This is a genomic window from Micromonospora taraxaci (genome assembly GCF_007830095.1).
GTDB lineage: Bacteria > Actinomycetota > Actinomycetes > Mycobacteriales > Micromonosporaceae > Micromonospora > Micromonospora taraxaci.
In genome coordinates, this window is record NZ_VIWZ01000001.1 from 3,923,888 (window position 1) to 3,947,076 (window position 23,189).

Genomic DNA, 23,189 nt, shown 5'->3' on the forward strand with positions numbered 1-23,189 from the left:
GGAGCCGGCGTGCCCGCCGCTCACACCATCGAGACTAGTCTGCGCGATGGCGCGCCGCGCGACCCTGTGGCTCGGCGCGGCGCGGCTAGGGCTTGAGCGGTACCACAGTGAGGCCGTCGCGCAGGGCCGGGTCGGCGGTGAGCGCGCCGTCGATGGCCTTCTGGGCGGCCGGGTCGGCGACGATGAGGCGCAGCGGGCGGGGTACGCGGCGCAGGATCTCGGCGGTCCGGGCGGGCTCGTCGTAGATCCGGAAGTAGATGCCGGGTTCGGTCTGGGCGCTGGTCCCCTGCATGGCGGACAGGAAGATTGATTCCCGGTAGCCCTGCAGGCCCTGCTTGTCGAGGACCAGGGTGACGGTGCCGGGGATCGCCGGGTAGTTCCGGTAGGCGGTGTTGGTGACCGACGCGGTACGGGAGACCGCCCGCACGTCCCGGCCGGCCCAGTCCGTGGCCCAGGTGCCGTTGCCGCCGTTGCGGTGGAAGTAGCCGCCGGTCCAGCCGATCAGGCCGGTGCCGGCGAGCAGCGCGAGCGTGACCAGGGCCGCGGTGCCGACGGCGGGGATGGCGCCGACGATGGGGTGGCGGCGCGGTTCGCTGTCGGTGCTCGGGTCGGGTGGCACCGGGAGCAGTCGGGCGAGCGCGGCCACGCCCATGGTGAGCACGACGAGGACCAGGTGGGCGGTCTTGCCGAAGTAGTAGGCGGGTTGGGTGCCGTTGGCGATGTTGACGGCGGCCATGCTGGCGGAGAAGGACAGGGCGACGGCCAGGGCCACGAGGTAGCGCCGCCAGGTGGTGTCGGCGAGGTTGGTCCGGACCAGGACGGCGGCGAGGACGAGCGCGCCGAGCCCGAGCATGGTGTTGTAGGTCTCGACCGGTGGTGTGCCGCCGGGGGCGGCGAGCGCCTCGCTCTGGCCGGCGACGAGGACGCCGATCACGGCGACCAGCGGGGCCAGGGCAGCGGTGAGGACGGCGACGATGGCGACGGTGCCGGGGCGGGTACGCAGTCGGCGCCGGTCGGCGATCAGCCAGCAGAGCACCATGGCGCCGGTCGGGAAGAGGAAGAGGTAGTAGCTGAAGCCGATGCCGATCAGCAGCGCCCCGACGAGGATGAGTTGTTCGCGGAGCCGGTGCAGGGGGCGGACGACGAGGGCGACGAGAACCACGGCGAGGCTGAGCCCGAACGCCTCGCTGGGGTAGCCGGCAACCAGCAGCCGGGGCAGTTCGGCGCCGAGGACGAGCGCTGTCACCGCGATGATGAGGACGAGTCGGCGCAGCGGGTGCAGGGGGCCGGCGACGTGCTGGGCGGCCCAGACCAGCGTGAGCACCAGCAGCCCGAAGGTGGCGAGGCACCAGAGCACGTAGTGGTCCATGAGTCGCGCCCCGGTGGGTGGATCGCCGGCGCTGCGCAGGAAGCCGTCGAGCAGTGCGGTGGTGAAGTGCCAGCCCTGCGGGTAGTGCACGAGGCCGGAGAAGATCTGCTCACGGGCGGCGCCGGGGTCGACGAAGAGGTATCCGCCGAGGCGGCCGATCACGTCGAACAGTGCCGGGTGGCGGCCGTTGTCCTCGCCGACCATCGCGAGGCTGAGTCGTTGACCGAAGGTGTCGGCCCGCAGGTAGGGGGTGGCGAGGTAGCCGGCGGCGAGGGCCGCGGCGGCGAGGGAGACCAGGTCGGACCAGCCGGGGCGGGGCAGTCTGGGGGCGCGCCGGGACAGCACGGCGGCCACCGTCAGCACGGTGAACGCCAGGCCGGTGACCGGGACCGGGTGCAGGCCCCAGGGCCAGACGCTGAAGAGAAGGCCGACGGCGCAGGTGAGGCCGCCGAGCAGCGCCACGGCGAGCATGATCCGGTCTAGCAGGGCCCGGCCGGAGCGCAGCAGACTGGCCGTTGCGAGCAGGACGATCGGGGGCAGCAGCCACGCGGCGTGGACGGCGGTCGCGGCGACGGGGACGAGCCAACTGGCGAGCACCGCACCGAGGATCAGGGCGATGCCGGGGCGTCGGGCGGGCGGCGTGGTGGTTACCGGTTCCGGATCTTCCGTGCGGCCTTGCACTGCTGGTAGTTGCGCGGTGATGTCGGCACGCACGGTTGTCCTCGTTCGGTAGATCGGCGAAGTCGCCGCAGTCTAGCCGGAACGGGTGTCGGCGAGGGTGCCGCCGGTCAGGTGGTGGCGGACACGGACAGCGACGGCACCGGACGGGGTCCGGTGCCGCCGCTGGACGGTCAGAGGTACTGGCCGGTGTTGCTGGCGGTCTCGATGGACCGACCGGCCTCGGTGCCCTTGCCGCCGGAGACGAGCGTGCGGATGTAGACGATCCGCTCGCCCTTCTTGCCGGAGATGCGGGCCCAGTCGTCGGGGTTGGTGGTGTTGGGGAGGTCCTCGTTCTCGCGGAACTCGTCGACGCAGGCGTCGAGCAGGTGCTGCAGTCGCAGCCCCTTGCGACCGGAGGTGAGGAACTCCTTGATGGCCATCTTCTTGCTCCGGTCGACGATGTTCTGGATCATCGCGCCGGAGTTGAAGTCCTTGAAGTAGAGGACTTCCTTGTCACCGTTGGCGTAGGTGACCTCGAGGAAGCGGTTCTCCTCGGTTTCGGAGTACATCCGCAGCACCACGGCGTCGATCATGGCCGCGACGGTGGCCTGGGGGTCGGCCCCGTGCTCGGTCAGGTCGTCCGGGTGCAGGGGCAGCCCGGAGAGGATGTACTTCGAGAAGATGTCCTTGGCCGCTTCGGCGTCCGGTCGCTCGATCTTGATTTTCACGTCGAGTCGACCGGGGCGCAGGATCGCCGGGTCGATCATGTCTTCCCGGTTGGAGGCGCCGATGACGATGACGTTCTCCAGCCCCTCCACGCCGTCGATCTCGCTGAGCAGCTGCGGGACGATGGTGTTCTCCACGTCGGAGGAGACACCGGAGCCGCGGGTCCGGAAGATCGAGTCCATCTCGTCGAAGAACACGATCACCGGGGTGCCCTCGCCGGCCTTCTCCCGTGCCCGCTGGAAGATCAGCCGGATGTGCCGCTCGGTCTCGCCGACGTACTTGTTGAGCAGCTCGGGGCCCTTGATGTTGAGGAAGAAGCTGGTGTGCTTCTCCTTGCCCTGCCGCTCGGCGATCTTCTTGGCCAGCGAGTTGGCCACCGCCTTGGCGATGAGCGTCTTGCCACAGCCGGGCGGGCCGTAGAGCAGGATGCCCTTGGGCGGGCGGAGCTGGTGCTCACGGAACAGGTCCGCGTGCAGGAAGGGCAACTCCACCGCGTCGCGGATCTGCTCGATCTGCGACTGGAGGCCACCGATGTCGCCGTAGTCGACGTCGGGCACCTCCTCCAGGACCAGCTCCTCGACCTCGCTCTTCGGGATCCGCTCGTACGCGTACGCCGAGCGGGGCTCGATCATGAGCGAGTCGCCGGCTCGGATCGCCGAGCCGATGAGTGTCTCGGCGAGGTGCACGATGCGTTCCTCGTCGGAGTGGGAGACCACCAGCGCCCGGTCACCCGGCCCGCCACCTGGCCCCTCCAGGATCTCCTTGAGCATCACGACCTCACCGACCCGCTCATAGCCGAACGCGTCGACGATGTTGAGCGCGTCGTTGAGCAGGACCTCCTGGCCACGGCGCAGGTCGCCCACCTCGAGCGAGGGCGAGACCGCGACCCGTAGCTTGCGGCCGCCGGTGAAGACGTCCACCGTGCCGTCGTCGTGCTTGGCGAGGAAGACGCCGTAACCACTCGGCGGTTGCGCGAGGCGGTCGATCTCTTCCTTGAGCGTCACGATCTGCGTGCGAGCCTCCTTGAGGGTGCTCACCAGCCGGTCGTTGTTCTCGGTCAGCCGCGCCAACTGTGCCTGGGTGGCCGCCAGCCGCTCTTCGAGCTGCCGGACGTGTCGGGGGCTTTCGGTCAACTTACGCCGCACCAGAGCGAGTTCCTCCTGAAGGAACGCGACCTGCGTGGAGAGATCGTGGGCTTCCTTCTCCCACCGTGCGGCGCGCGAGTCCGCGTCGTCGCTGCGTGCTGCCACGTCCCACCTCCCCGGGGGGCTTGAACGTTCTGCCCTAACACTAGCCGCTATGAGGCCGATTCGGTCCCACGCAACACCCTCGTCACCGAACCTTGATCGCCAAGGGTGGCCTGACGGGCCGTTACTGGCGTTCGGGTACCGTCGGAGCGTAGGACGGGAGAACATGGGGGGTGCACCGGTGGCCGAGGTCGCGACCGATCAACTGCAGGTCTGGGTGGACCAGGATCTCTGCACAGGCGACGGTCTCTGCGTGCAGTACGCGCCGGAGGTCTTCGAGTTCGACGTCGACGGCCTGGCGTACGTCAAGCGCGCCGACGGTGAACTGCTGTTGACGCCGGGCAGCCGCGTCGACGTGCCCGCCCACCTGCGGCTCGAAGTGATCGACTCCGCGAAGGAATGCCCGGGCGACTGCATCCACGTGGTGCGCGGCGACGGTGTCGAGGTCGCCGGCCCGGAGGCCGAGGACGACTGACCGACCGCACCGGCCGGGCCGCACGGGCCCGGCCGGGGCCCCGAAAGGGGTACGCCTCAGAGCATCGGACGGCCGACCACCGAGGCGACCAGCCGCGCGAATTCCTCCAACCGGGCGATCTGCCCGGCCCCGCCGTCGTCGAGGGTCTTGCCGAAGCGCAGCGCGTCGTGTCGTGGCGTGCCGGCCATCTCCTCGCTCGGCGGCGCCTCGTCGAGTGAGGTCAGCAGCAGGTAGACGTCGATGCTGTCGACCCGGATCTCGCCGCTGTCGGACCGGTTGAGCCGCCGGCGGCAGCCGACCTCGGTGATGGTGGAGACCGGCACCACCCGCAGCGACGACGTCATCGACCCGGGCGGACCCTCCTCCGGCGGCACGTCCTCGCCGTGCCAGAGGATCAGGCGGCTGCCGTCGCAGACGACGACCTCCTGCCACACGCCGTTGACCTCGTTGACGAAGCGCTCCAGCGTGAAGCCGAGCACCGACGCGCCGCGCAGCACACCGCCGAGCGCCTCCAGGGCGACGTCCGGGTCGCGCAGGTAGGCGCGCGCCGCGGACTCGAGGTCCTGGTAGGGCGACCAGTCGGGGAAGACCGCGGGGAGGTCACCGCCGCCGTAGCCCGGTCGGCTCATGCCGGCGCCTCCCCCTGCTCGCCGCTGCCGACGCCCAGCTTTCTGGTCACGGCCTGTCCATCTCCCCCGTACCGTCGGGAAGCGCGCCGGCCGCCTGGGCGGCGGCGGCCTGCCGGGCGGCCTCCGCCGCGCGCAGGTCCTGGCGGCGCTGGGCGTACGCCTCGGTGCCCTTGCTGGGCTTGCGGCGGCGCGGCGGCGCCGTCACTCCCGGGGCCAGCTTGCGCGCGGACACCAGGAACGCGGTGTGCGCGATCATCCGGTGGTCCGGACGGACGGCGAGGCCCTCGGCGTGCCAGTCGCGCACCAGCGACTCCCAGGCCCGTGGCTCGGTCCAGCCGCCGCGCTCGCGCAGCGCCTCGACCAGCTCGGAGAGCTGCGGTGTGGTGGCGACGTAGCCGATGAACACCCCGCCGGGCACCAGCGCCCGCTCCACCATGTCGAGGGTCTCCCAGGGGGTCAGCATGTCCAGGATGATCCGGTCGAACCCGGTCTCCTGGCACTGCGCGACGTCACCGACGTGCAGGTGCCACGACGGGTGCGGTCCGTTGAAGAAGGCCTCGACGTTGCGCTTGGCGATCTGGGCGAAGTCGTCGCGCACCTCGAACGAGTGCAGTTCGCCCTCGGTGCCGACGGCGCGCAGCAGGGAGCAGCTCAGCGCGCCGGAGCCGGCGCCGGCTTCGAGGACCTTCGCGCCGGGGAAGATGTCGCCCATCGCGACGATCTGCGCCGAGTCCTTCGGGTAGATGACCTGGGCGCCGCGCGGCATGGACAGCACGTAGTCCGACAGGAGCGGCCGCAGGGCCAGGAACGCGGTGCCGCCACCGGAGGTGGTCACCACGCTGCCGTCGGGGAGCCCGATCAGCGTGTCGTGCGCCAGGATGCCGCGGTGGGTGTGGAACTCCTTGCCCGGCTCCAGCGTCACGGTGTGCATCCGCCCCTTGGGGTCGGTCAACTGGACCCGGTCGCCGGGCCGGAAGGGCCCTCGGTGCACGGGTGTCAGCGCCGGGGTGGCCGGGACGGTGGAGGGAGTTGCGGTCACTGTGTCATCTTCCGGTTGGGTTCGAGGAGCTGTGCTAGGTCCGCGATGTGCAGAATGCCGACGACATCTTCGCCTGACGTCACCACGTACTGCGCGCCCGGGTGGGTCTGTACGGCCTCCATCACCCGCTCGCCGTCCCAGCCGAGCGTCAGGGTGGGGATCGTGCCCAGCGATCGGGCGACGGCGTCCACCGCCAGCCACGGGCGGCGCTCGACCGGCACCGCCTCGGCGGCGACCGGGTCGACCAGCGCCGCCGGCCGTCCCGCCGAGTCGGTGACCAGCAGGGCGGAATCTGGCTGACCCCCGTCGACGCGTCGGCGCTGCGCCTCGGCCAGCGGCGTACCGGTGGTCACCGGCCAGACCGGACGGGCCAGCCGGGACAGGTCGATGAGCGGGAACCGGCGGCTGACCCGGGCGGCCCGGATCGACTGCCCGGCACCACGCCAGAGGGTGACGGCGACCAGCAGCATCAGCGGCAACGCCAGGGGCGCCAGGTAGTCGGCGACGGTGAGCACCAGGACCACGATCGTGGTGCCGACGGCGACGACGCGCCCCGCCCAGCCGGCGACCTCGGTGCCGAGGTGCCGGTCGCGGGTCAGCCCCCACACCGCGGCGCGCAGCGCCCGGCCGCCGTCGAGCGGCAGCCCGGGCAGGCTGTTGAACAGCGCGACGATGACGTTGCTGACCGCGAGCTGGAAGGCGAGCTGGTGGACCACGGTCCCCGGTGGCAGGGCGAGGGTGGCCGCGACCGCGAGGACGCCGAGCACCGCGGAGACCGCCGGGCCGGCCAGTGACACCAGCAGGTCGACGCGGGGCGACGGGGCGTCCCGGTCCATCTCGGTGTAGCCGCCGAGCAGTTCCAGGGTGATCCCGCGCACACCGATGCCGTAGCGGCGGGCCGTGAGGGCGTGCCCCAGCTCGTGCAGCAGCACCGAGCCGAGCAGGGACACCACGAAGCCGAAGCCGATCAGGTAGCCGCTGATCTGCGGCAGGTCCAGCTGACGGGCGGCGAACTCGGCGTACAGCACGGCGATGACCACCGCGAGCAGGACCATGGAGCCGTTGAGGTGCAGCGGCACCCCGAACACCCGGCCGACGTTGAGGCCGAGGCGCCGGTCGGGTCGGCGCGGTGGCCGGGTTCGTCGCTCCATCGGCACGATGCTACGGACCGTCGCTGTGCGGGGCGGGCGGCGGTAGGTGTCATACCGGTGCCCTAACCTTTGCGGACATGACGGCGGAACCGGTCACCACCACCCAGCCCTCCTCCCCGGCGCAGGCACCGCCGACGGTGCGGGCCTCGCTGTCGCCGTCGCGGGCGGCGGATTTCAAGACCTGCCCGTTGCTCTACCGGTTCCGCAGCATCGACCGGCTGCCCGAGCGCACCACCATGGAGCAGGCCCGGGGCACGTTGGTGCACGCGGTGCTGGAGCGGCTGTTCGACCTGCCCGCGCAGGGGCGCACGCCAGCCGCGGCCGGCGATCTGGTGGCGCCCCAGTGGGATCGGCTGGTCACCGAGCAGCCGGAGCTGGCCGGGCTGTTCGACGGAGCTGAGCCGACCGACGCGGCGGAGTTCCTCCGTTCGGCCGCCGGGCTGCTGGAGGGTTACTTCGCGGTGGAGGACCCGACCCGGCTGGAGCCGGCCGAGCGGGAGAGCCTGATCTCGGCGGTGGTCGACGAGGAGCTGCTCATCCGGGGCTACCTGGACCGGCTCGACGTCGCGCCGGACGGGGCGCTGCGGGTGGTCGACTACAAGACCGGCGGCGCGCCACGGGAGGCGTTCGAGGCGCGGGCGCTGTTCCAGCTGAAGTTCTACGCCCTCGTGCTGTGGCGCACCCGGGGGGTGGTGCCCCGGGTGCTGCGGTTGCTCTACCTGCGCGACGCCGAGGTGCTGGACTACACGCCGGACGCCGACGAGCTGGTCCGCTTCGAGCGCACTGTCGTCGCCCTGTGGCGGGCGATCGAGCAGGCCACCGCCCGGCAGGATTTTCGCCCCCGGCCGAGCCGGCTCTGCGACTGGTGCAGCCACCAGGCCCTGTGTCCCACCTTCGGAGGCACCCCACCGCCGTTCCCGGTCGCGGTGGCGAACGTTGACCCGCTGCGCGACTCCCGGTCCGCTCCGGTGGCGCCGGGCGCCGACGAGTGACGGCCCGCTCCGCCGCGCGCTGACGCCGGCGACGAGGGTTGCCCCCGCCGCCTCGCGGGCTGGTCGACGACGGGTGGGCGTCCTCCCATCGGCGTGGTGGTCCCCGACACGACGCTGCCCTCCCCCGCGCCGACCCGCGACCCGACATCGGCGGTGCCGTTGCGATCGGGACAACGCGACGGGCCGCGCTCTACGGTGATCCGCGACGCACCGGCCGGTGTACGCGAGGATGACCGGTGCGGCAGCACGACGTCGGCGGGACAGGAGACGTGATGACCGATCGGGTGGCCCCGGCGCGGCCGGTGCGTATCCTCCTCGCCGACGACCAGCCGCTGCTGCGTACCGGGTTCCGGATGGTGCTGGGCGCCGAGGGCGACCTGGACGTGGTGGCGGAGGCCGGGGACGGCGTGGAGGCGGTGGAGTTGTCCCGCCGGCTCCTACCCGACGTGGTCCTGATGGACATCCGGATGCCGCGGATGGACGGGGTGGCCGCGACCCGGGCGATCGTCGAGGCCCGCCTGCCGGTGCGGGTGCTGGTGTTGACCACCTTCGACCTGGACGAGTACGTGGTGGGCGCGTTGCGCGCGGGCGCCAGTGGGTTCCTGGCCAAGGACGTGCCGGCCGAAGAGTTGATCTCGGCGATCCGCACCATCGCAGGCGGCGACGCGGTGGTGGCGCCCCGGATCCTGCGGCGGCTGCTGGACCGGTTCGCCGCACTGCTGCCCGACCCGGCGGCGACGCCCGCGGCAGCCCTCGACGCGCTCACCGACCGGGAACGTGAGGTGCTGGTGCAGGTCGCGCGAGGGCTGTCGAACGCCGAGATCGCCGCGGTGCTGTCGGTCAGCGAGACCACCATCAAGACCCACGTCGGGCACGTGCTGACCAAGCTGCGACTACGTGACCGGGTGCAGGCAGTGGTGCTGGCGTACGAGTCGGGTCTGGTCCGCCCCCGGGCGTAGCTCCGCGGGCCCGGGTACCTCACCCGGCGTACACGAAGATCCCTCCATGGGGGGACGGCCGGCGTTGCCGCCGTCACCTACCGTGACCGGAGACGGTCTGGCGAGGTTGACCCTCCTGTGACGTGAGGGGGCAGGGTCGGAAACACGCACGACCGACCATCGGGTCAGGGGCAACCCTGACGCGACATAAGGGTGCACCCGCAGCGGGAAATCCGCGCCAGGTCAACCCGTGGGCGGACGGTACGGGCGCGAGCAGCGCAGATGATGGAACAGTCGCGCCGGACCATCGGGGGGCGGCGTGATTTCGGACAGACGGAAGAGGTAGATGACGTGACCGCGACGGTAGGCCAGCAGGCGCAGGCCGCGGCCCGGGCGAACGACGTGTGGAAGGTGTACGGCAGCGGCGAGGCGCAGGTCATCGCGCTGCGGGGGGTCAGCGCGGAGTTCGAACGCGGCCAGTTCACCGCGATCATGGGGCCGTCGGGTTCCGGCAAGTCGACGCTGATGCACTGCCTGGCGGGCCTGGACTCGGTGACCCGGGGCACGGTGTCGATCGGCGAGACGACGGTCACCGGGCTCGGCGACGCGGGGCTGACGAAGCTGCGCCGCGACAAGGTGGGTTTCATCTTCCAGCAGTTCAACCTGCTGCCCACCCTGACGGCCAAGGAGAACATCCTGCTGCCGCTGTCGATCGCCGGGCGTAAGCCGGACCAGGCCTGGTACGACACGGTGATCGAGACGGTCGGTCTGCGGGACCGGTTGGACCACCGGCCGGCGCAGCTCTCCGGCGGGCAGCAGCAGCGGGTGGCGTGCGCGCGGGCGCTGGTCTCCCGCCCTGAGGTGATCTTCGCGGACGAGCCGACCGGCAACCTGGACTCGCGCTCCGGCGCGGAGGTGCTCAACTTCCTGCGCAACTCGGTCCGCGAGCACGGTCAGACGATCGTGATGGTCACCCACGACCCGACCGCCGCCGCGTACGCCGACCGGGTGGTCTTCCTCGCCGACGGCGAGATCGTCTCGGAGCTGATCGAGCCGACCGCCGAGACGGTGCTGGACACCATGAAGAAGCTGGACACTCCGGCCGAGGTGGGCAACTGATGTTCCGCGCGACGCTGAAGAGTCTGCTGGCCCGCAAGGTCCGGCTGATCCTGTCCGGGCTGGCGGTGGTGCTCGGGGTCATGTTCGTCTCCGGCGCCTTCGTCCTCACCGACACGCTGGGCCGCTCGTTCGACTCGGTCTTCGCCGACGGCTTCTCCGAGATCGACGTGAACGTCGCGGCGAAGCCGAAGGTCGAGCTCAGCGAGCTGGAGGGCGAGCAGACCGCCGCGCCACTGCCGGCCGCCGTGGTGGACCGGGTGAAGCAGGTTCCGGGGGCCGCCTCGGCGACGGGCATCGTCAACGCCGACGGCGCCCGGGTGATCGGCAGCAACGGCAAGGTGGTCACCTCGTTCGGTCCGCCGCAGCTGGGCGAGAACTGGACCGGGGAGAGCGACCTGCTGCGGCTGCGCGAGGGGCGTGCGCCGCAGGCCGAGGACGAGATCGTCCTCAACAAGGCCCTGGCCACCACGGCGAAGGTGCAGGTCGGCCAGAAGGTCGGCGTGCTCACCGCGTTCGAGTCGAAGAAGCGGGACTTCACGCTGGTCGGCATTGCCGGCTACAGCGGTGACCGGGACTCGATCGGCGGGGTGAACGAGGTCTTCTTCACCACGCCCGTGGCGCAGCGGCTGATGCTGGGCGAGCCGGACGTGTTCAGCAGCATCACCGTGACCGCCGCCGACGGGGTGTCCGACGAGAAGCTGCGCGACGACGTGGCCCGCACCCTCGGCGCGGACTTCGAGGTGAAGACGGGCGAGCAGGTCGCCTCGGACGCCGCGGCGAGCTTGAAGGAGGGCCTGTCCTTCTTCAACAAGATCCTGCTCGGTTTCGCGGCGGTGGCCCTGCTGGTGGGCACCTTCCTGATCCTCAACACCTTCTCGATCATCGTGGCCCAGCGCACCCGTGAGTTGGCACTGATGCGCGCCATCGGCGCCAGCGGCCGGCAGATCATCGGGTCGGTGGTGCTGGAGGCCATCGCCGTCGGGTTGATCGCCTCGATGCTCGGCCTGGCCGCCGGCATCGGCGTGGGCGCGTTGCTGGCGTACCTGTTCGGCAATCTGGCCGGTGGGCTCACCCTCGCCGGAATCGGCGTGCCGGCGGCGGCGGTGATCGGGGCGTTCTCTGTCGGGTTGGTCATCACGGTGGTGGCGGCGCTGTTGCCGGCGCTGCGGGCGGCGCGGATCCCGCCGATCGCGGCGATGCAGGACGTGGCCACCCCGGACCGGCCGTTGACCAAAATCACCGTGGCCGGGTCGCTGGTCACCGCCATCGGCGCGGTGCTGCTGTTCCTCGGGCTCAGCGGCAACGCCGGTGGTCAGACACTGACCACCATCCTCGGTGGGGTGCTGTTCGCGTTCATCGGCGTGGCGCTGCTGACCCCGCTGATCAGCCGGCCGGTGGTGAGCCTGCTCGGCGCGATCTTCTCCTGGTCGCTGCCGGGCAAGCTGGGCCGGCTCAACTCGGGGCGTAACCCGCGCCGGACCGCGATCACCGCGGCGGCGTTGATGGTCGGCATCGCGCTGGTCACCGGAATCACGGTGATCCTCGACTCGGCCAAGGGCAGCATCAGCGCCCTGGCCCAGGACACCGTCAAGGCCGAGCTGGTGATCGCCGGGGCGCAGGGCGGGCCGCGCCCGCCGAGCTTCGACCCGGCGGTACTGGACCAGGCCAAGACGCTGCCCGGCGTGCAGATGGTCGACGGCGAGTACGGCGACATGGCCCAGATCGACGGCGAGCGCACCTGGGTCGGGGCGAGCAGCGACATCGCGTCGCTGCGGCAGATCTTCAGTGCCAAGCCCGTCGCCGGTGACATCGACCGACTCGGGCCGACGCAGATGCTGGCCAGTTCGGACACCGCCGACTCGCGTGGCTGGTCGGTGGGTTCGACGGTGAACGTGCAGTTGACCCGGGGCGAGACGCGGACGTACACCATCAGCGGCATCTACGAGTCCGGGCAGCTGTTGAACCCGGTGATGCTGCCGGTGACGGCGGCGAAGGACTTCGCGATCCCGCAGCCCTTCCAGGGGTACGTTCAGCTGACGCCCGGCACCCCGGTGGCCGACGTGCAACCGCAGGTGGAGACGCTTCTCGCGGACAGCCCCGAGGTGTCGGTGGCCGACCGGGACGCGTTCATCAAGCAGCAGACCGGTCAGCTCGACGGGCTACTCACGATGATCCAGATCCTGTTGGCACTGGCCATCGTGATCGCCGTGCTGGGCATCATCAACACCCTGGCGCTGTCGATCCTGGAACGGACCCGCGAGTTGGGGCTCCTGCGCGCCATCGGTCTACGCCGGTCCCAGACCATGGGCATGATCACCGTGGAGGCGGTGGTGATCTCGGTGTTCGGCGCGTTGCTGGGCGTGGCGGTCGGCACCGGCCTCGGCGCCGCGGTGGTCGAGGCACTCAAGGACGAGGGCATCACCGACCTGATCCTGCCCTGGGGGCAGATGGGTGTCTTCCTCGGTCTCGCCGCGATCATCGGTGTGGTGGCCGCGGTGCTCCCGGCCATCCGGGCGGCACGGATCAACGTCCTGGGCGCCATCGCCCACGACTGACGCTCCGACGCCGAATGGGGGTCCCGCACCGCGGGGCCCCCATTCGCGTCCGTCAGGCTGCCGCCCGGTCGGCGAGCAGCGCCGCGAGCAGGTCCAGGTCGACGCCGGTGAGGCTCTCCACCTGGTGTACGCCGGCAGTGCTGGCGAGCGCCACCTCCGCCGGTACGGCCAGCACTGCCGCGCCCGAGGCGAGCGCGCTGGCCACGCCGGTCGGTGAGTCCTCGATCGCCACACAACGCTCGATCGGCACACCCAGTCGCCGGGCCGCGGTCAGGTACGGCTCGGGGTGCGGCTTGGCCGCGACCACCTCGTCGCCGGCGACCACGGTGTCGAAGTTGTCCCGGCCGAGGGTGTCCAGGGCGATCTCGACGAGTGCCCGAGGGCTGGAGGTGACCAGCGCGGTGGGGATTCGCGCCGCGCGGACCGCGCGCAGCAGCTCGAACGCGCCCGGCTGCCAGGGCAGACCGGTGCGGAACAGCTCCAGGATCCGGGCGTTGATCCACGCCGCGCTGATCTCCGGATCCCGTTCGGGCTGGCCCAGGTCGTCGTGCAGGATGCGCATCGACTCGGCCATGGCGGTGCCGATGATCGACTGGCGGGCCTCGACGGACAGGTCCCCGCCGTACTCCCGGGCGAGTTCCTGCAACGCGATGTCCCACAGCTTCTCGCTGTCGACCAACGTGCCGTCCATGTCGAAGAGCACGGCGGCGGGGTGATGGCTGTTCAGCGGATCCTCCAGGGTCGTGGCCGACACCGGCGATCCTGCCAGGGCCCGGACAGGCGGGGGGCCGCGACGGGCGTGCACGTGATCCGGGCAACCCGCTCAGCCCAGGTCGCAGGCCTCCAGCGACCGCTCGTACCCGCGGAAGAACGATTCGGTGCGCTGCTCGGCGGTGCCGTGCGAGCCTTCGGCGAACCACGGCTGGTCGGGGTCGTCGCCGACCGCCGCCAACCCTTCCCGGAACTCGTCCAGGTCACCGTCGGCCAGGGTCAGGGCACCGGAGCGCACCGAGTCGCCGAGGTACGCCCCGGCCATGCAGTCGGCCTGCAACTCCTGCTGGATGGTGAAGCTGTAGTTGATGCCGAGCCGCACCTGGATGGCGTGCGCGTACTCGTGCCCGAGCAGGTAGAACACGAACGCGTCACCGACCTGGCGGAACGCCGCCACCGACCAGCGGACGTCGTACGCGATGAAGTCGCCCCGCGAGCAGTAGACCGCGTTGTTGCGGGGCAGCGGCTCGCCGCCGCAGGACACCTCGCCCTCCCGCTGGTAGGGGGTGATCCGCCGGACCGGTTGGAACCGCTCACCGGACGCCTTGAACTGGGCTGCCCAGTAGCGCTCGGCGATGGCCCGCGCGTCGGCGACGTCCTGCTCGAATTCGGCGACGCTCGTGGTGCTGTCGGCCCGGGTGGTGCCGGGCCCGGGTGACGCCTGCGACTGCTGCGGTGCCTGACGCTCACCCTCCGGCTCGGCCAACCCACCGCCCGCGCAGGCCAGCGACACGAGGGCGGCGGCCAGCAGGGCCGCCACGGTGCCTCGGGCGCCGCGTCCTGACCGTGCCCCCACTGTGCCTCCCAGACATCGCTGCTCGCGCTGAGCAGTACCCCGACGACACGACCGTCACGCCCGTCACCCGATTCACGTGTGCGCCAGCCGAACGGTTCACCCTCCCACCACCCCACCCCTCCTGGTGATCATGCGGTTGTTGTCGTGCGGCTCGGCGCGTCGAGGCGACAACTTCATGATCGACCGATCAGGTGGGGTGGGCGTGTCCGGGGTGGGGGTGCTGCTTCGACGTTTCCTTCGAGGGCGTCGGAGGGCGCCCATGGACAGGATGGAGCAGCACCGTGAAGTACATGATTTTGCTCTACGGCTCACAGCAGGACTACGACGTGCTGTCGGGGCGGGCGACCGGCCGGCCCGCCATGTCGGCCGAGCAGATCGCGGCGATGCACAAGCACATGGAGACCTTCCATCAGGCGCTGGCCGAGTCCGGGGAACTGGTCGACGCCCAGGGCCTGAGCGAGCCGGTGCACGCCCGCCGGGTGCAGGTACGCGAGGGCGCGCCAGTGGTCACCGACGGCCCGTACCCGGAGACGCAGGAGGTCCTGGCGGGTTACACGATCGTGGAGTGCGCGAGCTTCGACCGGGCCACCGAGATCGCCGCGGGCCTGGTCGATCCGGACGCCCCGGGCGGTTACGTGGACGTGCGGCCGGTGCTGGACGGCATTGAGGACCTGGGCGGCTGACGGGTGCCCGAGACACGGGTCGAGGACCTGCTGCGCGAGTTCGCGCCGCAGGTCCTCGGCGCGCTGGTACGCCGATTCGGGCACTTCGACACCGCCGAGGACGCGGTGCAGGAGGCGCTGATCGCCGCGGCCGAGGCCTGGCCGCGCGACGGTGTACCGGAGAACCCACGCGGTTGGCTGATCACCGTCGCGTCCCGCCGGCTGACCGACCTGCTGCGCCGGGAGCAGGCCCGGATGCGCCGCGAGGACACCGTGGCGCGGTGGGTGCTCCCGGAGCAGTGGCGCGCTCCGGCGGCTGATCGACCGCTGGCGGACGAGGACGACACGCTCATCCTGCTCTTCCTGTGTTGCCATCCGGCACTGTCGCCGACGTCGCAGATCGCGCTCACGTTGCGTGCGGTGGGCGGGTTGACCACCGCCGAGGTGGCCCGCGCCTTCCTGGTGCCGGAGGCGACGATGACCCGGCGGATCAGCCGGGGCAAGCAACGGATCCGCGACAGTGGGCTGCGGTTCGCGCCACCCACCGACGAGGAGCGGGCCGACCGGCTCGCCGCCGTGCTGCACGTGCTCTACCTGGTCTTCACCGAGGGGTACGCGCGCACCGCCGGCCCGGGGTTGCTGCGCGCCGACCTGACCGCCGAGGCGATCCGCCTGACCCGCCTGGTGCACCGGCTGCTCCCGGAGGATCCCGAGGTCACCGGCCTGCTGGCGTTGATGCTGCTCACCGATGCCCGCGCTCCGGCGCGGATCGGCCCGCACGGCGAGTTGGTGCCGATGGCCGAACAGGACCGTTCCCGGTGGCGGGCCGACCAGATCGCCGAGGGGACCGCGCTGATCACCAGGGCGCTGCCGCGCGGGGCGGTCGGGGCGTACCAGGTGCAGGCCGCCATCGCCGCCGTGCACGACGAGGCAGCCAGTGCGCAGGACACCGACTGGGCGCAGATCACCGCCCTGTACGAGGTGCTGCTGGGCATCTCGGACAACCCGGTGGTGGCGCTCAACCACGCGGTGGCGGTGGCGATGAGTCGCGGCCCGTCGGACGGGTTGGCACGGCTCGCCGAGCTGGCCGGCGACGCGCGGTTGGCCGGCGACCCCCGACTCCCGGCCGCTCGCGCCCACCTGTGGGAGATGGTCGGTGAGCGGGTCGCGGCACGGGAGGCGTACCGAATGGCGGCGGCCCGGTCGACGAACCTGGCGCAGCAGCGCTACCTGTACGCCCGCGCGGAGCGTCTCGGCGACCCGCCGCCCGCCGGCTGACCCGGCGGGCGGCGGCGCACGTCACGGGCTCGCGGCCAGGAAGACGAAGGCGGCCATCAGCACCAGGTGTACGCCACCCTGCAGCACGTTGGCCCGGCCCGGCACGACGGTCAGCACCGCGGTCACGGCGGTCAGCGCGAGCAGCGTGAGCTGGGTGCCGCCGAGGCCGAGCAGTAACGGGCCGTCCAGCCAGATAGAGGCGATCGCGATGGCCGGGATGGTCAGGCCGATGCTGGCCATCGCGGAGCCGAGGGCGAGATTCAGGCTGGTCTGGACGCGGTCGCGGCGGGCGGCGCGGGCGGCGGCGAGGGTCTCCGGCAGAAGCACCAGCAGGGCGATGATGACGCCGACGAACGCGTGCGGCAGGTTCGCCGCCGCGACCCCGGCCTCGATGGTCGGGGAGACCGTCTTGGCGTCGCCGACGACCGCGACCAGCGCCACCAGCAGCAGGACCAGGCTGACCATCGCCGCGCGGGTCGTGGGCGGCTTGGCGTGCTCCTCGGTCTCGATGACCTTGCCCCGGCTGTCGACCGGCAGAAAGTAGTCGCGGTGCCGGCCGGTCTGTACGAGCACGAACAGCCCGTACAGGGCCAGCGACGCCACGGCGGCGAAGACGAGTTGGGCCGGGCTGAACTCCGGGCCGGGGCGGGCAGTGGTGAAGCTCGGGATGACGAGGCTCAGGGTGGCCAGGGTGATCACGGTGGCCAGCGCACCGCCGGTGCCCTCCGGATTGAACACCGCGACGCGGCGGCGCAGCGCCCCGAGTAGCAGGGAAAGGCCCAGTATCCCGTTACAGGTGATCATGACTGCGGCGAAGACGGTGTCGCGGGCGAGTGACTGGGTCTTCTCCGGCCCGCTGATCATGAGCGTGACGATCAGGGCCACCTCGATCACGGTGACCGCGACGGCGAGCACAAGCGACCCGTACGGCTCCCCCACCCGGTGGGCGACCACCTCCGCGTGGTGCACGGCCGCGAGCACCGCGCCACCCAGCAGCACCGCGACAACCACGATGACGGGCCCAGGCAGGCTCCGGCCCCAGGTGACCATCAATATCAGGACGGCGAGCACGGGTACGACAAACGTCCAGTCGGTCAGGCGGGAGCGAAGGAGGGCGGCCATGCCTTACAGAGTGCCAGGTCAAGTGATCATGTGCCCACCATCGACGCACCGATATCGCCGAGATGTAACTCATAGGTTACGCTTCAGCGGTGGACGAGGTGGTCACCGCGATCGCGGACCCGGTGCGACGGCACATCCTGACCATGCTGCGCGACGAACCCCTGTCGGCCGGCGACATCGCTAGACGCTTCGTGATCAGCCGGCCCGCCATCAGCCGCCACCTGCGGGTGCTGCGCGAGAGCGGCCTGGTCCGCGACGAGCTGGTCGGCCGGCAACGGATCTACCACCTCGACCCGGGTCCGCTCGCCCCGCTGGTCGGCTGGCTCGCCGGGCTCGCCGGCACCGACCGGTGGGAACGGCACCTCGACGCGTTGGAGACCGAGGTCTACCGCACCCGCCGAGAGCGCCGCAGCCGCGGCCCGGCGGGACACCGAAGGGAGCACACGGCATGACCCGCACACCCGCCGGACGCCTGTTCCGCACCGCCACCGGTCACGACCTCGTCCTGACCCGCACGTTCCGCGCCCCGGCGGCGGACGTCTGGGCCAGCCTGACCGAGCCCGAGCGCACGGCCCGCTGGTTCGGCCCCTGGGAGGGCGACGCGGCCCCCGGGCGGACCATCCGGGTCCAGATGGCGTACGAGGAGCAGCAGCCCTGGTGCGACGTCCGCATCGACGCCTGCGAACCGCAGCGGCATCTCACCGTGTCGATGGTCGACAGCTACGGCACCTGGCTGGTGGAGCTGACGCTGACCGAGGCCGACGGCAGCACCGAGCTGCGGTTCGTGCAGCACCTCACGAGCGTGGAGGGCATCGCCGAGGTGGGCGCCGGCTGGGAGTACTACCTGGACATGCTCGTCGCCTCCCGGGACGGCTCCCCCCGCCCCGACTTCGACGACTACCACCCGGCGATGCAGCCGTACTACCAGGACCTCGTCGCCACCGAGCGCGCCTAGATCTCCTGGCGCAGCTTGGCGAACTCGGCCGTCAAGGCCGGCAACGGGAAGTGCGCGTTCAGACCACTCGGGTTCGGCAGCACCCACACCCGGGCCGGGCCCAGCCGCTGCGACTGTGGCCCCAGGCCTGCCCGGGGCCGGACGAAGGCGATCCGGTACGCGGTCACTCCGAGGATGGCCACCCACCGCGGCCGGTACCGCTCGGCCTTCACCGCCAACCCGGTCACCCCGGCCACCAGCTCCGCCGAGGTCAGCTCGTCGGCGCGCGCGGTGGCCCGGTTGCTGAGGCTGGTGATGCCCAGGCCGTGGCGCAGCAACTCGTCGTGCTCCCACGGGTGCAGTTGCCGGTCGGTGAAGCCCGCACCGTGCAGGGCCGGCCAGAACCGGCTTCCCTTACGCGCGAAGGGCAGCCCCACGGCGGCGGAGTAGAGGCCCGGGTTGAAGCCGCAGAACAGCACCCGCAGGCCGGGCCCGATCACGTCCGGCAGGCCCCGCCCGGCGGCCGCCGCCACCTCCTGCGGTGTCGGCCGCCGAAACGGCCCCGCCTGCTGCGCCCCCACCTGACCAATCCTGCCGTACGACAGGACACCGGACCCGACGTGCGAAGCGAATCATGACTTGACACCCTCGACGCATGCAGGCAACCGACAACCTCGCCGACAGCCGCTACGCGCGGATGCGCTGGAACACACCCCTGTCCGAGGAGCACGCCGCGCTGCTGCTACGGCGACTCGACGTACGTCCCGGCGCGCGGGTGCTCGACCTGGGCTGTGGCTGGGGTGAGCTGCTGCTGCGGGCAGTCGCCGCCGGTGGCGTGTCAGGCGCGCTCGCCACCCGGGGCGTCGGCGTCGACACCGATGACGCCGCGCTCGCCCGGGGGCGGAGGGCGGCGGCCGGCCGGTCCCTCGACCGGCACGTCGCCTTCGTGATGGGCGAGGCGGCCGCCTGGCAGGAGCCCGCCGACCGGGTCCTGTGCGTCGGGTCGGCGCATGCCTTCGGTGGCACCGGCGCCGCGCTGGACGCGCTCGCCACAGTGGTCCGACCGGGAGGCCGGTTGCTGTTCGGCGACACCTACTGGGAACGGCCCCCGACACCGGACACCGAGCAGATCTTCGGACCCGAGGTCACTGACCTGCCCGGCCTCGTCGAGGTCGCCCGGGAACGCGGCTGGCGGGTGCTGCACCTGAGCACCGCCGACCAGCGTGAGTGGGACGACTTCGAGTCTACCTGGCTGGCCGGGCGGCAGGAGTGGCTGCTGCGGTACCCGGAGGATCCCCGCGCGGCCGACGTCCGCGCGGAACTCGACGACCGGTTGCGCCAGTACGTCGGTGGTTACCGGGGGGTGCTCGGCCTCGCCTACCTCGTCCTCGGCCGCTGACGGCCCACCGTTGACGCCGCTGGCTACGCTGCGCGTGGTGAGCGCCGGACCTCGTCTCGCCCTGCCCTGGCGGATCCTCGTCGTGTCCGCCGGCGCCGTGCTGGTGTGGCTGTCAGTGGGTGCCCTGCTCGACCGCGACTACGACCGACCCACCCACGCCGTCGGGGCCGTTCTCACCACGGTGCTCGTCGTACCCCTGGTGGTTGTCGCCCGTCGCCTCCTGGACCGACGCCCGTGGGCCGGCCTCGGACTGCCGTCGCTGCGCGAGGGCTGGCGGCGTCTGCTGCTCGGCATGGCCTGCTGGCTGGTCCCCGCCGGGGTGGGGTTCGTGCTCTGCCTCGGCCTCGGTTGGGTCGAGATCAGCGTGCGGACGTCCGTCGGGGACGTGTCGCGGGTGGCGGCGTTGCTGGTGGTGCTCGTGTTCCTCAAGGAGGCGCTGCCGGAGGAGCTGATCTTCCGGGGCTACCTGCAGCGCAACCTCGCCACCCGGTTGCCGGCGTGGCAGGCCGCCGTTGGGCAGGCCCTGCTGTTCACAGTGTTCGGGTTCCTCGTCGGGGCCGCCCGGTCCGTCGACCGGCTCGCGCTCTTCTTCGTCTTCGCGCTCCTGCTGGGCGCCTTCCGGGCCGCGACCGGCGACATCTGGGCAGGCATCGGCTTCCACGTCGCCTTCCAGACTGTCGCGCAACTGTTCGGCGACGTGGGGGCGGTCTTCGACGTGGTCGGCTCCGACGTCCTGGGAGTCGTGGCGATGGGGGCCATCCCGTTCTCGGTCAGCTGGATCGTCGTGCGACACCTCTACCGGCACCACCTGGACTGGCGGGCCGTCGCACCAGAGCCGGTGCGGTGACCGGCTGAACCTCCGCGTTCGGCCCACCGACCCGGCCGGCCTGCGGAAGAGTGTCAGACGAGAGTTGTCAGCGGTGGCACCGCGTCGTCGCCTGCGGAGGTCCGAATGAGCCCCGAGCCTGCCAGCAACGTCGTCCTGGTGCACGGCGCCTACGCCGACGGCTCGTCCTGGTCCGACGTGATCCCCATCCTCCAGCGGGCCGGCCTGACCGTCACCGCGGTGCAGAACCCGCTGACCTCCCTGGCCGACGACGTCGCCGCCACCAACCGCGCCCTCGACCGCCAGGACGGGCCGACGGTGCTGGTGGGCCACTCCTGGGCCGGCACGGTCATCAGCGATGCCGGTAACCATCCGAAGGTCACCGCCCTGGTGTACGTCGCCGCCCGCGCCCCGGACGCCGGCGAGGACTACGCCGCCCTCGCGGCGACGTATCCGACGCCCCCGGCGAACGCCGGTCTCGTCCACCACGACGGGTACGCACAGCTCAGCGAGGCGGCGTTCCTCGACGACTTCGCGGGCGGAGTCGACGAGGTCCGCGCCCGCTCGCTCTACGCGGTGCAGGGGCCGATCGCCGACGGCCTCTTCAAGGGCCGCACGACTGTCGCCGCCTGGCGGGACAAGCCCTGCTACTACTCGGTCTCCACCCAGGACCGCACCACGGCACCCGAGCTGGAACGGTTCCTGGCCGAGCGGATGAACGCGACGACGATCGAGGTCGAGTCCTCCCACCTCGCCATGGTCACCCACCCGGAGACGATCGCCGACCTCATCATCATGGCCACCAGAGGCGCCCGCGATCCGATGCCGTCCGGCCAGGGTTAACCACGGCGGGAATACCCACCTCGGGCGGTCGACGCCGACGGGCGTGGGCTTGACGGGGCGGAGACATCGGAGGTTTACTGCGTCAGCGATAGAAGTCGATGGGCTTCGTCCGTCCACTATGGGCGAGCGGGCTCCTCGGCGGTGCGATCGCGATCGGTCGACGCCGGTGCGCCAGCCGTCTCCTGGCACTGTCGGTAGCGACGCGATGCTCCCCCCTCGGCGGGCGGGGAGCACCGGCACGGCAACCCGCACGGCGCAGCGTCGCGCACACCCCCTGCGGGACGATTCCACCGGCACGGCACCACCCCGCAGCATCTCAGCCGAGCATCGGCGGCCCGGCTCCGTACCACCGCCATCGCGACCTCGGCGAGCCCGCACGCCCACGTGACGCGCGCGCCAGGGTCGACGCTCAGCAGAGGAGCACCCCCATGCGTTCCCGTTCCCGCCTGTTGGCACTCGTCACCGGCATGGCCGTGATGCTGGCCAGCCTGGTAACCCTCACGACGCCGGCCTCGGCGGCACCACTGACCAAGGTCCTGGTGTTCAGCAAGACCGCGGGCTTCCGCCACTCGTCCATCCCGAACGGCATCGCCGCGATCCAGCAGCTCGGCTCGGCCAACGGCTTCACCGTGACCGCCACCGAGGACGCCAACCAGTTCACCACCTCCAACCTGGCCCAGTACCAGGCGGTGGTCTTCCTGTCCACGACCGGTGACGTCCTCAACTCCAGCCAGCAGACGGCCTTCGAGTCGTACATCGCCGCCGGCGGCGGATACGTCGGCGTGCACGCCGCCGCGGACACCGAGTACAGCTGGCCGTGGTACGGCCAACTGGTCGGCGCGTACTTCGACTCGCACCCGGCGATCCAGACCGCGACCGTGCGGATCGAGGACCAGACCAACCCGTCGACGGCCCACCTCGGCACGACCTGGGTGCGCTCCGACGAGTGGTACAACTACCGCACCAACCCCCGGTCGAGCGCGCGGGTCCTGGCCAACCTCGACGAGTCGTCCTACAGCGGCGGCAACATGAGCGGCGACCACCCGATCACCTGGTGCAAGACGTACGGCGGCGGTCGGGCCTGGTACACGGGTCTGGGCCACACCGAGGCGTCGTACACCGACCCGAACTTCACCCGGATGCTGCTCGGCGGCCTCCAGGTCGCCGCGGGTTCGGTGACCGCCGACTGCTCGCCGCGGACGACCACCCCGCCGCCCACCACCCCGCCGCCCACCACCAGCGGCTCCACCCTGAAGGCCCGGGCCAACAACCAGTTCGTCAGCGCGCCCAACTCCACCACCGCGCTGATCGCCAACAAGGCCTCCGCCGGCACCAGTGAGCGGTTCGACGTGGTCAACCTCGCCAACGGCAACGTGGCGCTGCGCGCCAAGAGCAACGGGCAGTACGTCGCGGCGGAGAACGCCGGTGCCGCCGCGCTGATCGCCAACCGCGCCTCCGCCGGCGCCTGGGAGACGTTCCAGCTCGTGCGCAACTCCGACGGCACGGTGAGCTTGCGGGCCACTGTGAACAGCCGGTACGTGGCCGCCGACAACGGAGGCTCCTCCCCGCTGATCGCCAACCGGACCTCCATCGGCCAGTGGGAGAAGTTCGACCTCGTCACGAACTGACCGCGCCGCGGCTCACTCGTCACCACCCCC

21 protein-coding genes and 1 pseudogene are annotated in these 23,189 nt (G+C 71.5%); 13 read left to right on the forward strand and 9 right to left on the reverse strand.

Annotated features, from left to right (window positions below; translation table 11 throughout):
* Window positions 1-85: 85 nt before the first annotated feature.
* Together FHU34_RS18070 and arc are read right to left on the reverse strand one after the other, a co-directional pair.
* Window positions 86-2,083, reverse strand: coding sequence for a hypothetical protein (locus FHU34_RS18070; protein WP_244311720.1), 1,998 nt, complete (start codon window positions 2,081-2,083; stop codon window positions 86-88).
* Window positions 2,084-2,220: 137 nt separating this feature from the next.
* Window positions 2,221-4,005 carry a proteasome ATPase gene (gene arc / locus FHU34_RS18075; RefSeq protein ID WP_088989671.1) on the reverse strand — a complete coding sequence of 595 codons (1,785 nt, stop codon included), beginning with the start codon at window positions 4,003-4,005 and terminating at the stop codon, window positions 2,221-2,223.
* A gap of 178 nt (window positions 4,006-4,183) precedes the next feature.
* Here arc and FHU34_RS18080 point away from each other — a divergent pair, with 178 nt between their 5' ends.
* On the forward strand, window positions 4,184-4,477 hold the full coding sequence (locus FHU34_RS18080; RefSeq protein WP_145782017.1) for a ferredoxin: 294 nt from the start codon (window positions 4,184-4,186) through the stop codon (window positions 4,475-4,477).
* Window positions 4,478-4,533: 56 nt separating this feature from the next.
* Here FHU34_RS18080 and FHU34_RS18085 read toward each other — a convergent pair whose 3' ends face one another.
* Genes FHU34_RS18085 through FHU34_RS18095 form a run of 3 tightly spaced genes read right to left on the reverse strand, consistent with a single transcriptional unit; the run spans window position 4,534 to window position 7,233 of the window.
* A complete protein-coding gene (locus tag FHU34_RS18085) occupies window positions 4,534-5,106 on the reverse strand; it encodes a hypothetical protein (protein ID WP_088989673.1) in 573 nt (190 codons plus the stop codon).
* 46 nt (window positions 5,107-5,152) lie between these two features.
* Window positions 5,153-6,145: a tRNA (adenine-N1)-methyltransferase gene (locus tag FHU34_RS18090; RefSeq protein ID WP_088989674.1), complete on the reverse strand. Its 993-nt coding sequence runs from the start codon at window positions 6,143-6,145 to the stop codon at window positions 5,153-5,155.
* A complete protein-coding gene (locus tag FHU34_RS18095) occupies window positions 6,142-7,233 on the reverse strand; it encodes a site-2 protease family protein (protein WP_423468004.1) in 1,092 nt (363 codons plus the stop codon). The genes FHU34_RS18090 and FHU34_RS18095 overlap by 4 nt, the downstream gene beginning before the upstream one ends.
* 140 nt (window positions 7,234-7,373) lie before the next feature.
* Between FHU34_RS18095 and FHU34_RS18100 the strand changes: the two genes are divergently transcribed.
* The 4 genes from FHU34_RS18100 (at window position 7,374) to FHU34_RS18115 (ending at window position 12,900) form a co-directional block, all read left to right on the forward strand.
* A complete protein-coding gene (locus FHU34_RS18100; protein WP_145782020.1) occupies window positions 7,374-8,288 on the forward strand; it encodes a RecB family exonuclease in 915 nt (304 codons plus the stop codon).
* A gap of 272 nt (window positions 8,289-8,560) precedes the next feature.
* A complete protein-coding gene (locus FHU34_RS18105; protein WP_145782022.1) occupies window positions 8,561-9,247 on the forward strand; it encodes a response regulator in 687 nt (228 codons plus the stop codon).
* 330 nt (window positions 9,248-9,577) lie between these two features.
* Entirely contained in the window at window positions 9,578-10,345 is a 768-nt protein-coding gene (locus FHU34_RS18110; protein WP_145782024.1) for an ABC transporter ATP-binding protein, read from the forward strand.
* The gene (locus tag FHU34_RS18115) at window positions 10,345-12,900 is read left to right on the forward strand and encodes an ABC transporter permease (RefSeq protein ID WP_145782026.1); all 2,556 of its coding nucleotides are present in this window, start codon (window positions 10,345-10,347) and stop codon (window positions 12,898-12,900) included. Before FHU34_RS18110 ends, FHU34_RS18115 begins: the two co-directional genes overlap by 1 nt.
* 52 nt (window positions 12,901-12,952) lie before the next feature.
* Here the strand turns inward: FHU34_RS18115 and FHU34_RS18120 are convergent, their stop codons facing one another.
* Together FHU34_RS18120 and FHU34_RS18125 are read right to left on the reverse strand one after the other, a co-directional pair.
* Entirely contained in the window at window positions 12,953-13,603 is a 651-nt protein-coding gene (locus FHU34_RS18120) for an HAD family hydrolase (RefSeq protein ID WP_145785660.1), read from the reverse strand.
* Between the two features lie 120 nt (window positions 13,604-13,723).
* Window positions 13,724-14,497: pseudogene (locus FHU34_RS18125) on the reverse strand (neutral zinc metallopeptidase); the annotation flags it as partial.
* A 260-nt stretch (window positions 14,498-14,757) separates the two neighbouring features.
* Here FHU34_RS18125 and FHU34_RS18130 point away from each other — a divergent pair.
* A complete protein-coding gene (locus FHU34_RS18130; RefSeq protein WP_244311968.1) occupies window positions 14,758-15,150 on the forward strand; it encodes a YciI family protein in 393 nt (130 codons plus the stop codon).
* A gap of 3 nt (window positions 15,151-15,153) precedes the next feature.
* Window positions 15,154-16,407 carry an RNA polymerase sigma factor gene (locus FHU34_RS18135; protein WP_145782032.1) on the forward strand — a complete coding sequence of 418 codons (1,254 nt, stop codon included), beginning with the start codon at window positions 15,154-15,156 and terminating at the stop codon, window positions 16,405-16,407.
* A gap of 21 nt (window positions 16,408-16,428) precedes the next feature.
* Here FHU34_RS18135 and FHU34_RS18140 read toward each other — a convergent pair whose 3' ends face one another.
* On the reverse strand, window positions 16,429-17,529 hold the full coding sequence (locus tag FHU34_RS18140) for a calcium:cation antiporter (RefSeq protein ID WP_145782033.1): 1,101 nt from the start codon (window positions 17,527-17,529) through the stop codon (window positions 16,429-16,431).
* Between the two features lie 89 nt (window positions 17,530-17,618).
* Between FHU34_RS18140 and FHU34_RS18145 the strand changes: the two genes are divergently transcribed.
* Both FHU34_RS18145 and FHU34_RS18150 read left to right on the forward strand, forming a co-directional pair.
* Complete coding sequence (locus tag FHU34_RS18145) at window positions 17,619-17,981, forward strand: metalloregulator ArsR/SmtB family transcription factor (RefSeq protein WP_167524836.1); 363 nt, start codon at window positions 17,619-17,621, stop codon at window positions 17,979-17,981.
* Window positions 17,978-18,484 (forward strand): SRPBCC family protein, encoded by a 507-nt coding sequence (locus FHU34_RS18150; RefSeq protein WP_145782037.1) that lies wholly within the window; start codon window positions 17,978-17,980, stop codon window positions 18,482-18,484. Before FHU34_RS18145 ends, FHU34_RS18150 begins: the two co-directional genes overlap by 4 nt.
* On the opposite strand, the gene mug is transcribed toward FHU34_RS18150, so the two are convergent.
* On the reverse strand, window positions 18,481-19,044 hold the full coding sequence (gene mug, locus FHU34_RS18155) for a G/U mismatch-specific DNA glycosylase (protein ID WP_145782039.1): 564 nt from the start codon (window positions 19,042-19,044) through the stop codon (window positions 18,481-18,483). The two genes, FHU34_RS18150 and mug, sit on opposite strands and share 4 nt — an antisense overlap.
* A 74-nt stretch (window positions 19,045-19,118) precedes the next feature.
* Between mug and FHU34_RS18160 the strand changes: the two genes are divergently transcribed.
* The 4 genes from FHU34_RS18160 (at window position 19,119) to FHU34_RS34260 (ending at window position 23,159) form a co-directional block, all read left to right on the forward strand.
* A complete protein-coding gene (locus FHU34_RS18160; protein WP_145782041.1) occupies window positions 19,119-19,862 on the forward strand; it encodes an SAM-dependent methyltransferase in 744 nt (247 codons plus the stop codon).
* Window positions 19,863-19,899: 37 nt separating this feature from the next.
* Entirely contained in the window at window positions 19,900-20,709 is an 810-nt protein-coding gene (locus FHU34_RS18165; RefSeq protein ID WP_145782044.1) for a CPBP family intramembrane glutamic endopeptidase, read from the forward strand.
* A gap of 105 nt (window positions 20,710-20,814) precedes the next feature.
* Window positions 20,815-21,531, forward strand: coding sequence for an alpha/beta fold hydrolase (locus tag FHU34_RS18170; protein WP_145782045.1), 717 nt, complete (start codon window positions 20,815-20,817; stop codon window positions 21,529-21,531).
* Window positions 21,532-22,007: 476 nt separating this feature from the next.
* Window positions 22,008-23,159: a ThuA domain-containing protein gene (locus FHU34_RS34260; RefSeq protein ID WP_425280576.1), complete on the forward strand. Its 1,152-nt coding sequence runs from the start codon at window positions 22,008-22,010 to the stop codon at window positions 23,157-23,159.
* The last annotated feature ends 30 nt before the right edge of the window (window positions 23,160-23,189 follow it).

Bases quoted from the DNA above. Each gene is read 5' to 3' on its own strand.
- FHU34_RS18115 (WP_145782026.1), top strand. From the start codon at position 10,345: ATGTTCCGCGCGACGCTGAAGAGTCTGCTGGCCCGCAAGGTCCGGCTG.
- FHU34_RS34260 (WP_425280576.1), top strand. From the start codon at position 22,008: ATGCTGGCCAGCCTGGTAACCCTCACGACGCCGGCCTCGGCGGCACCA.
- FHU34_RS18150 (WP_145782037.1), top strand. From the start codon at position 17,978: ATGACCCGCACACCCGCCGGACGCCTGTTCCGCACCGCCACCGGTCAC.
- FHU34_RS18160 (WP_145782041.1), top strand. From the start codon at position 19,119: ATGCAGGCAACCGACAACCTCGCCGACAGCCGCTACGCGCGGATGCGC.
- FHU34_RS18170 (WP_145782045.1), top strand. From the start codon at position 20,815: ATGAGCCCCGAGCCTGCCAGCAACGTCGTCCTGGTGCACGGCGCCTAC.
- FHU34_RS18100 (WP_145782020.1), top strand. From the start codon at position 7,374: ATGACGGCGGAACCGGTCACCACCACCCAGCCCTCCTCCCCGGCGCAG.
- FHU34_RS18130 (WP_244311968.1), top strand. From the start codon at position 14,758: ATGATTTTGCTCTACGGCTCACAGCAGGACTACGACGTGCTGTCGGGG.
- FHU34_RS18085 (WP_088989673.1), bottom strand. From the start codon at position 5,106: ATGAGCCGACCGGGCTACGGCGGCGGTGACCTCCCCGCGGTCTTCCCC.
- FHU34_RS18105 (WP_145782022.1), top strand. From the start codon at position 8,561: ATGACCGATCGGGTGGCCCCGGCGCGGCCGGTGCGTATCCTCCTCGCC.
- FHU34_RS18140 (WP_145782033.1), bottom strand. From the start codon at position 17,529: ATGGCCGCCCTCCTTCGCTCCCGCCTGACCGACTGGACGTTTGTCGTA.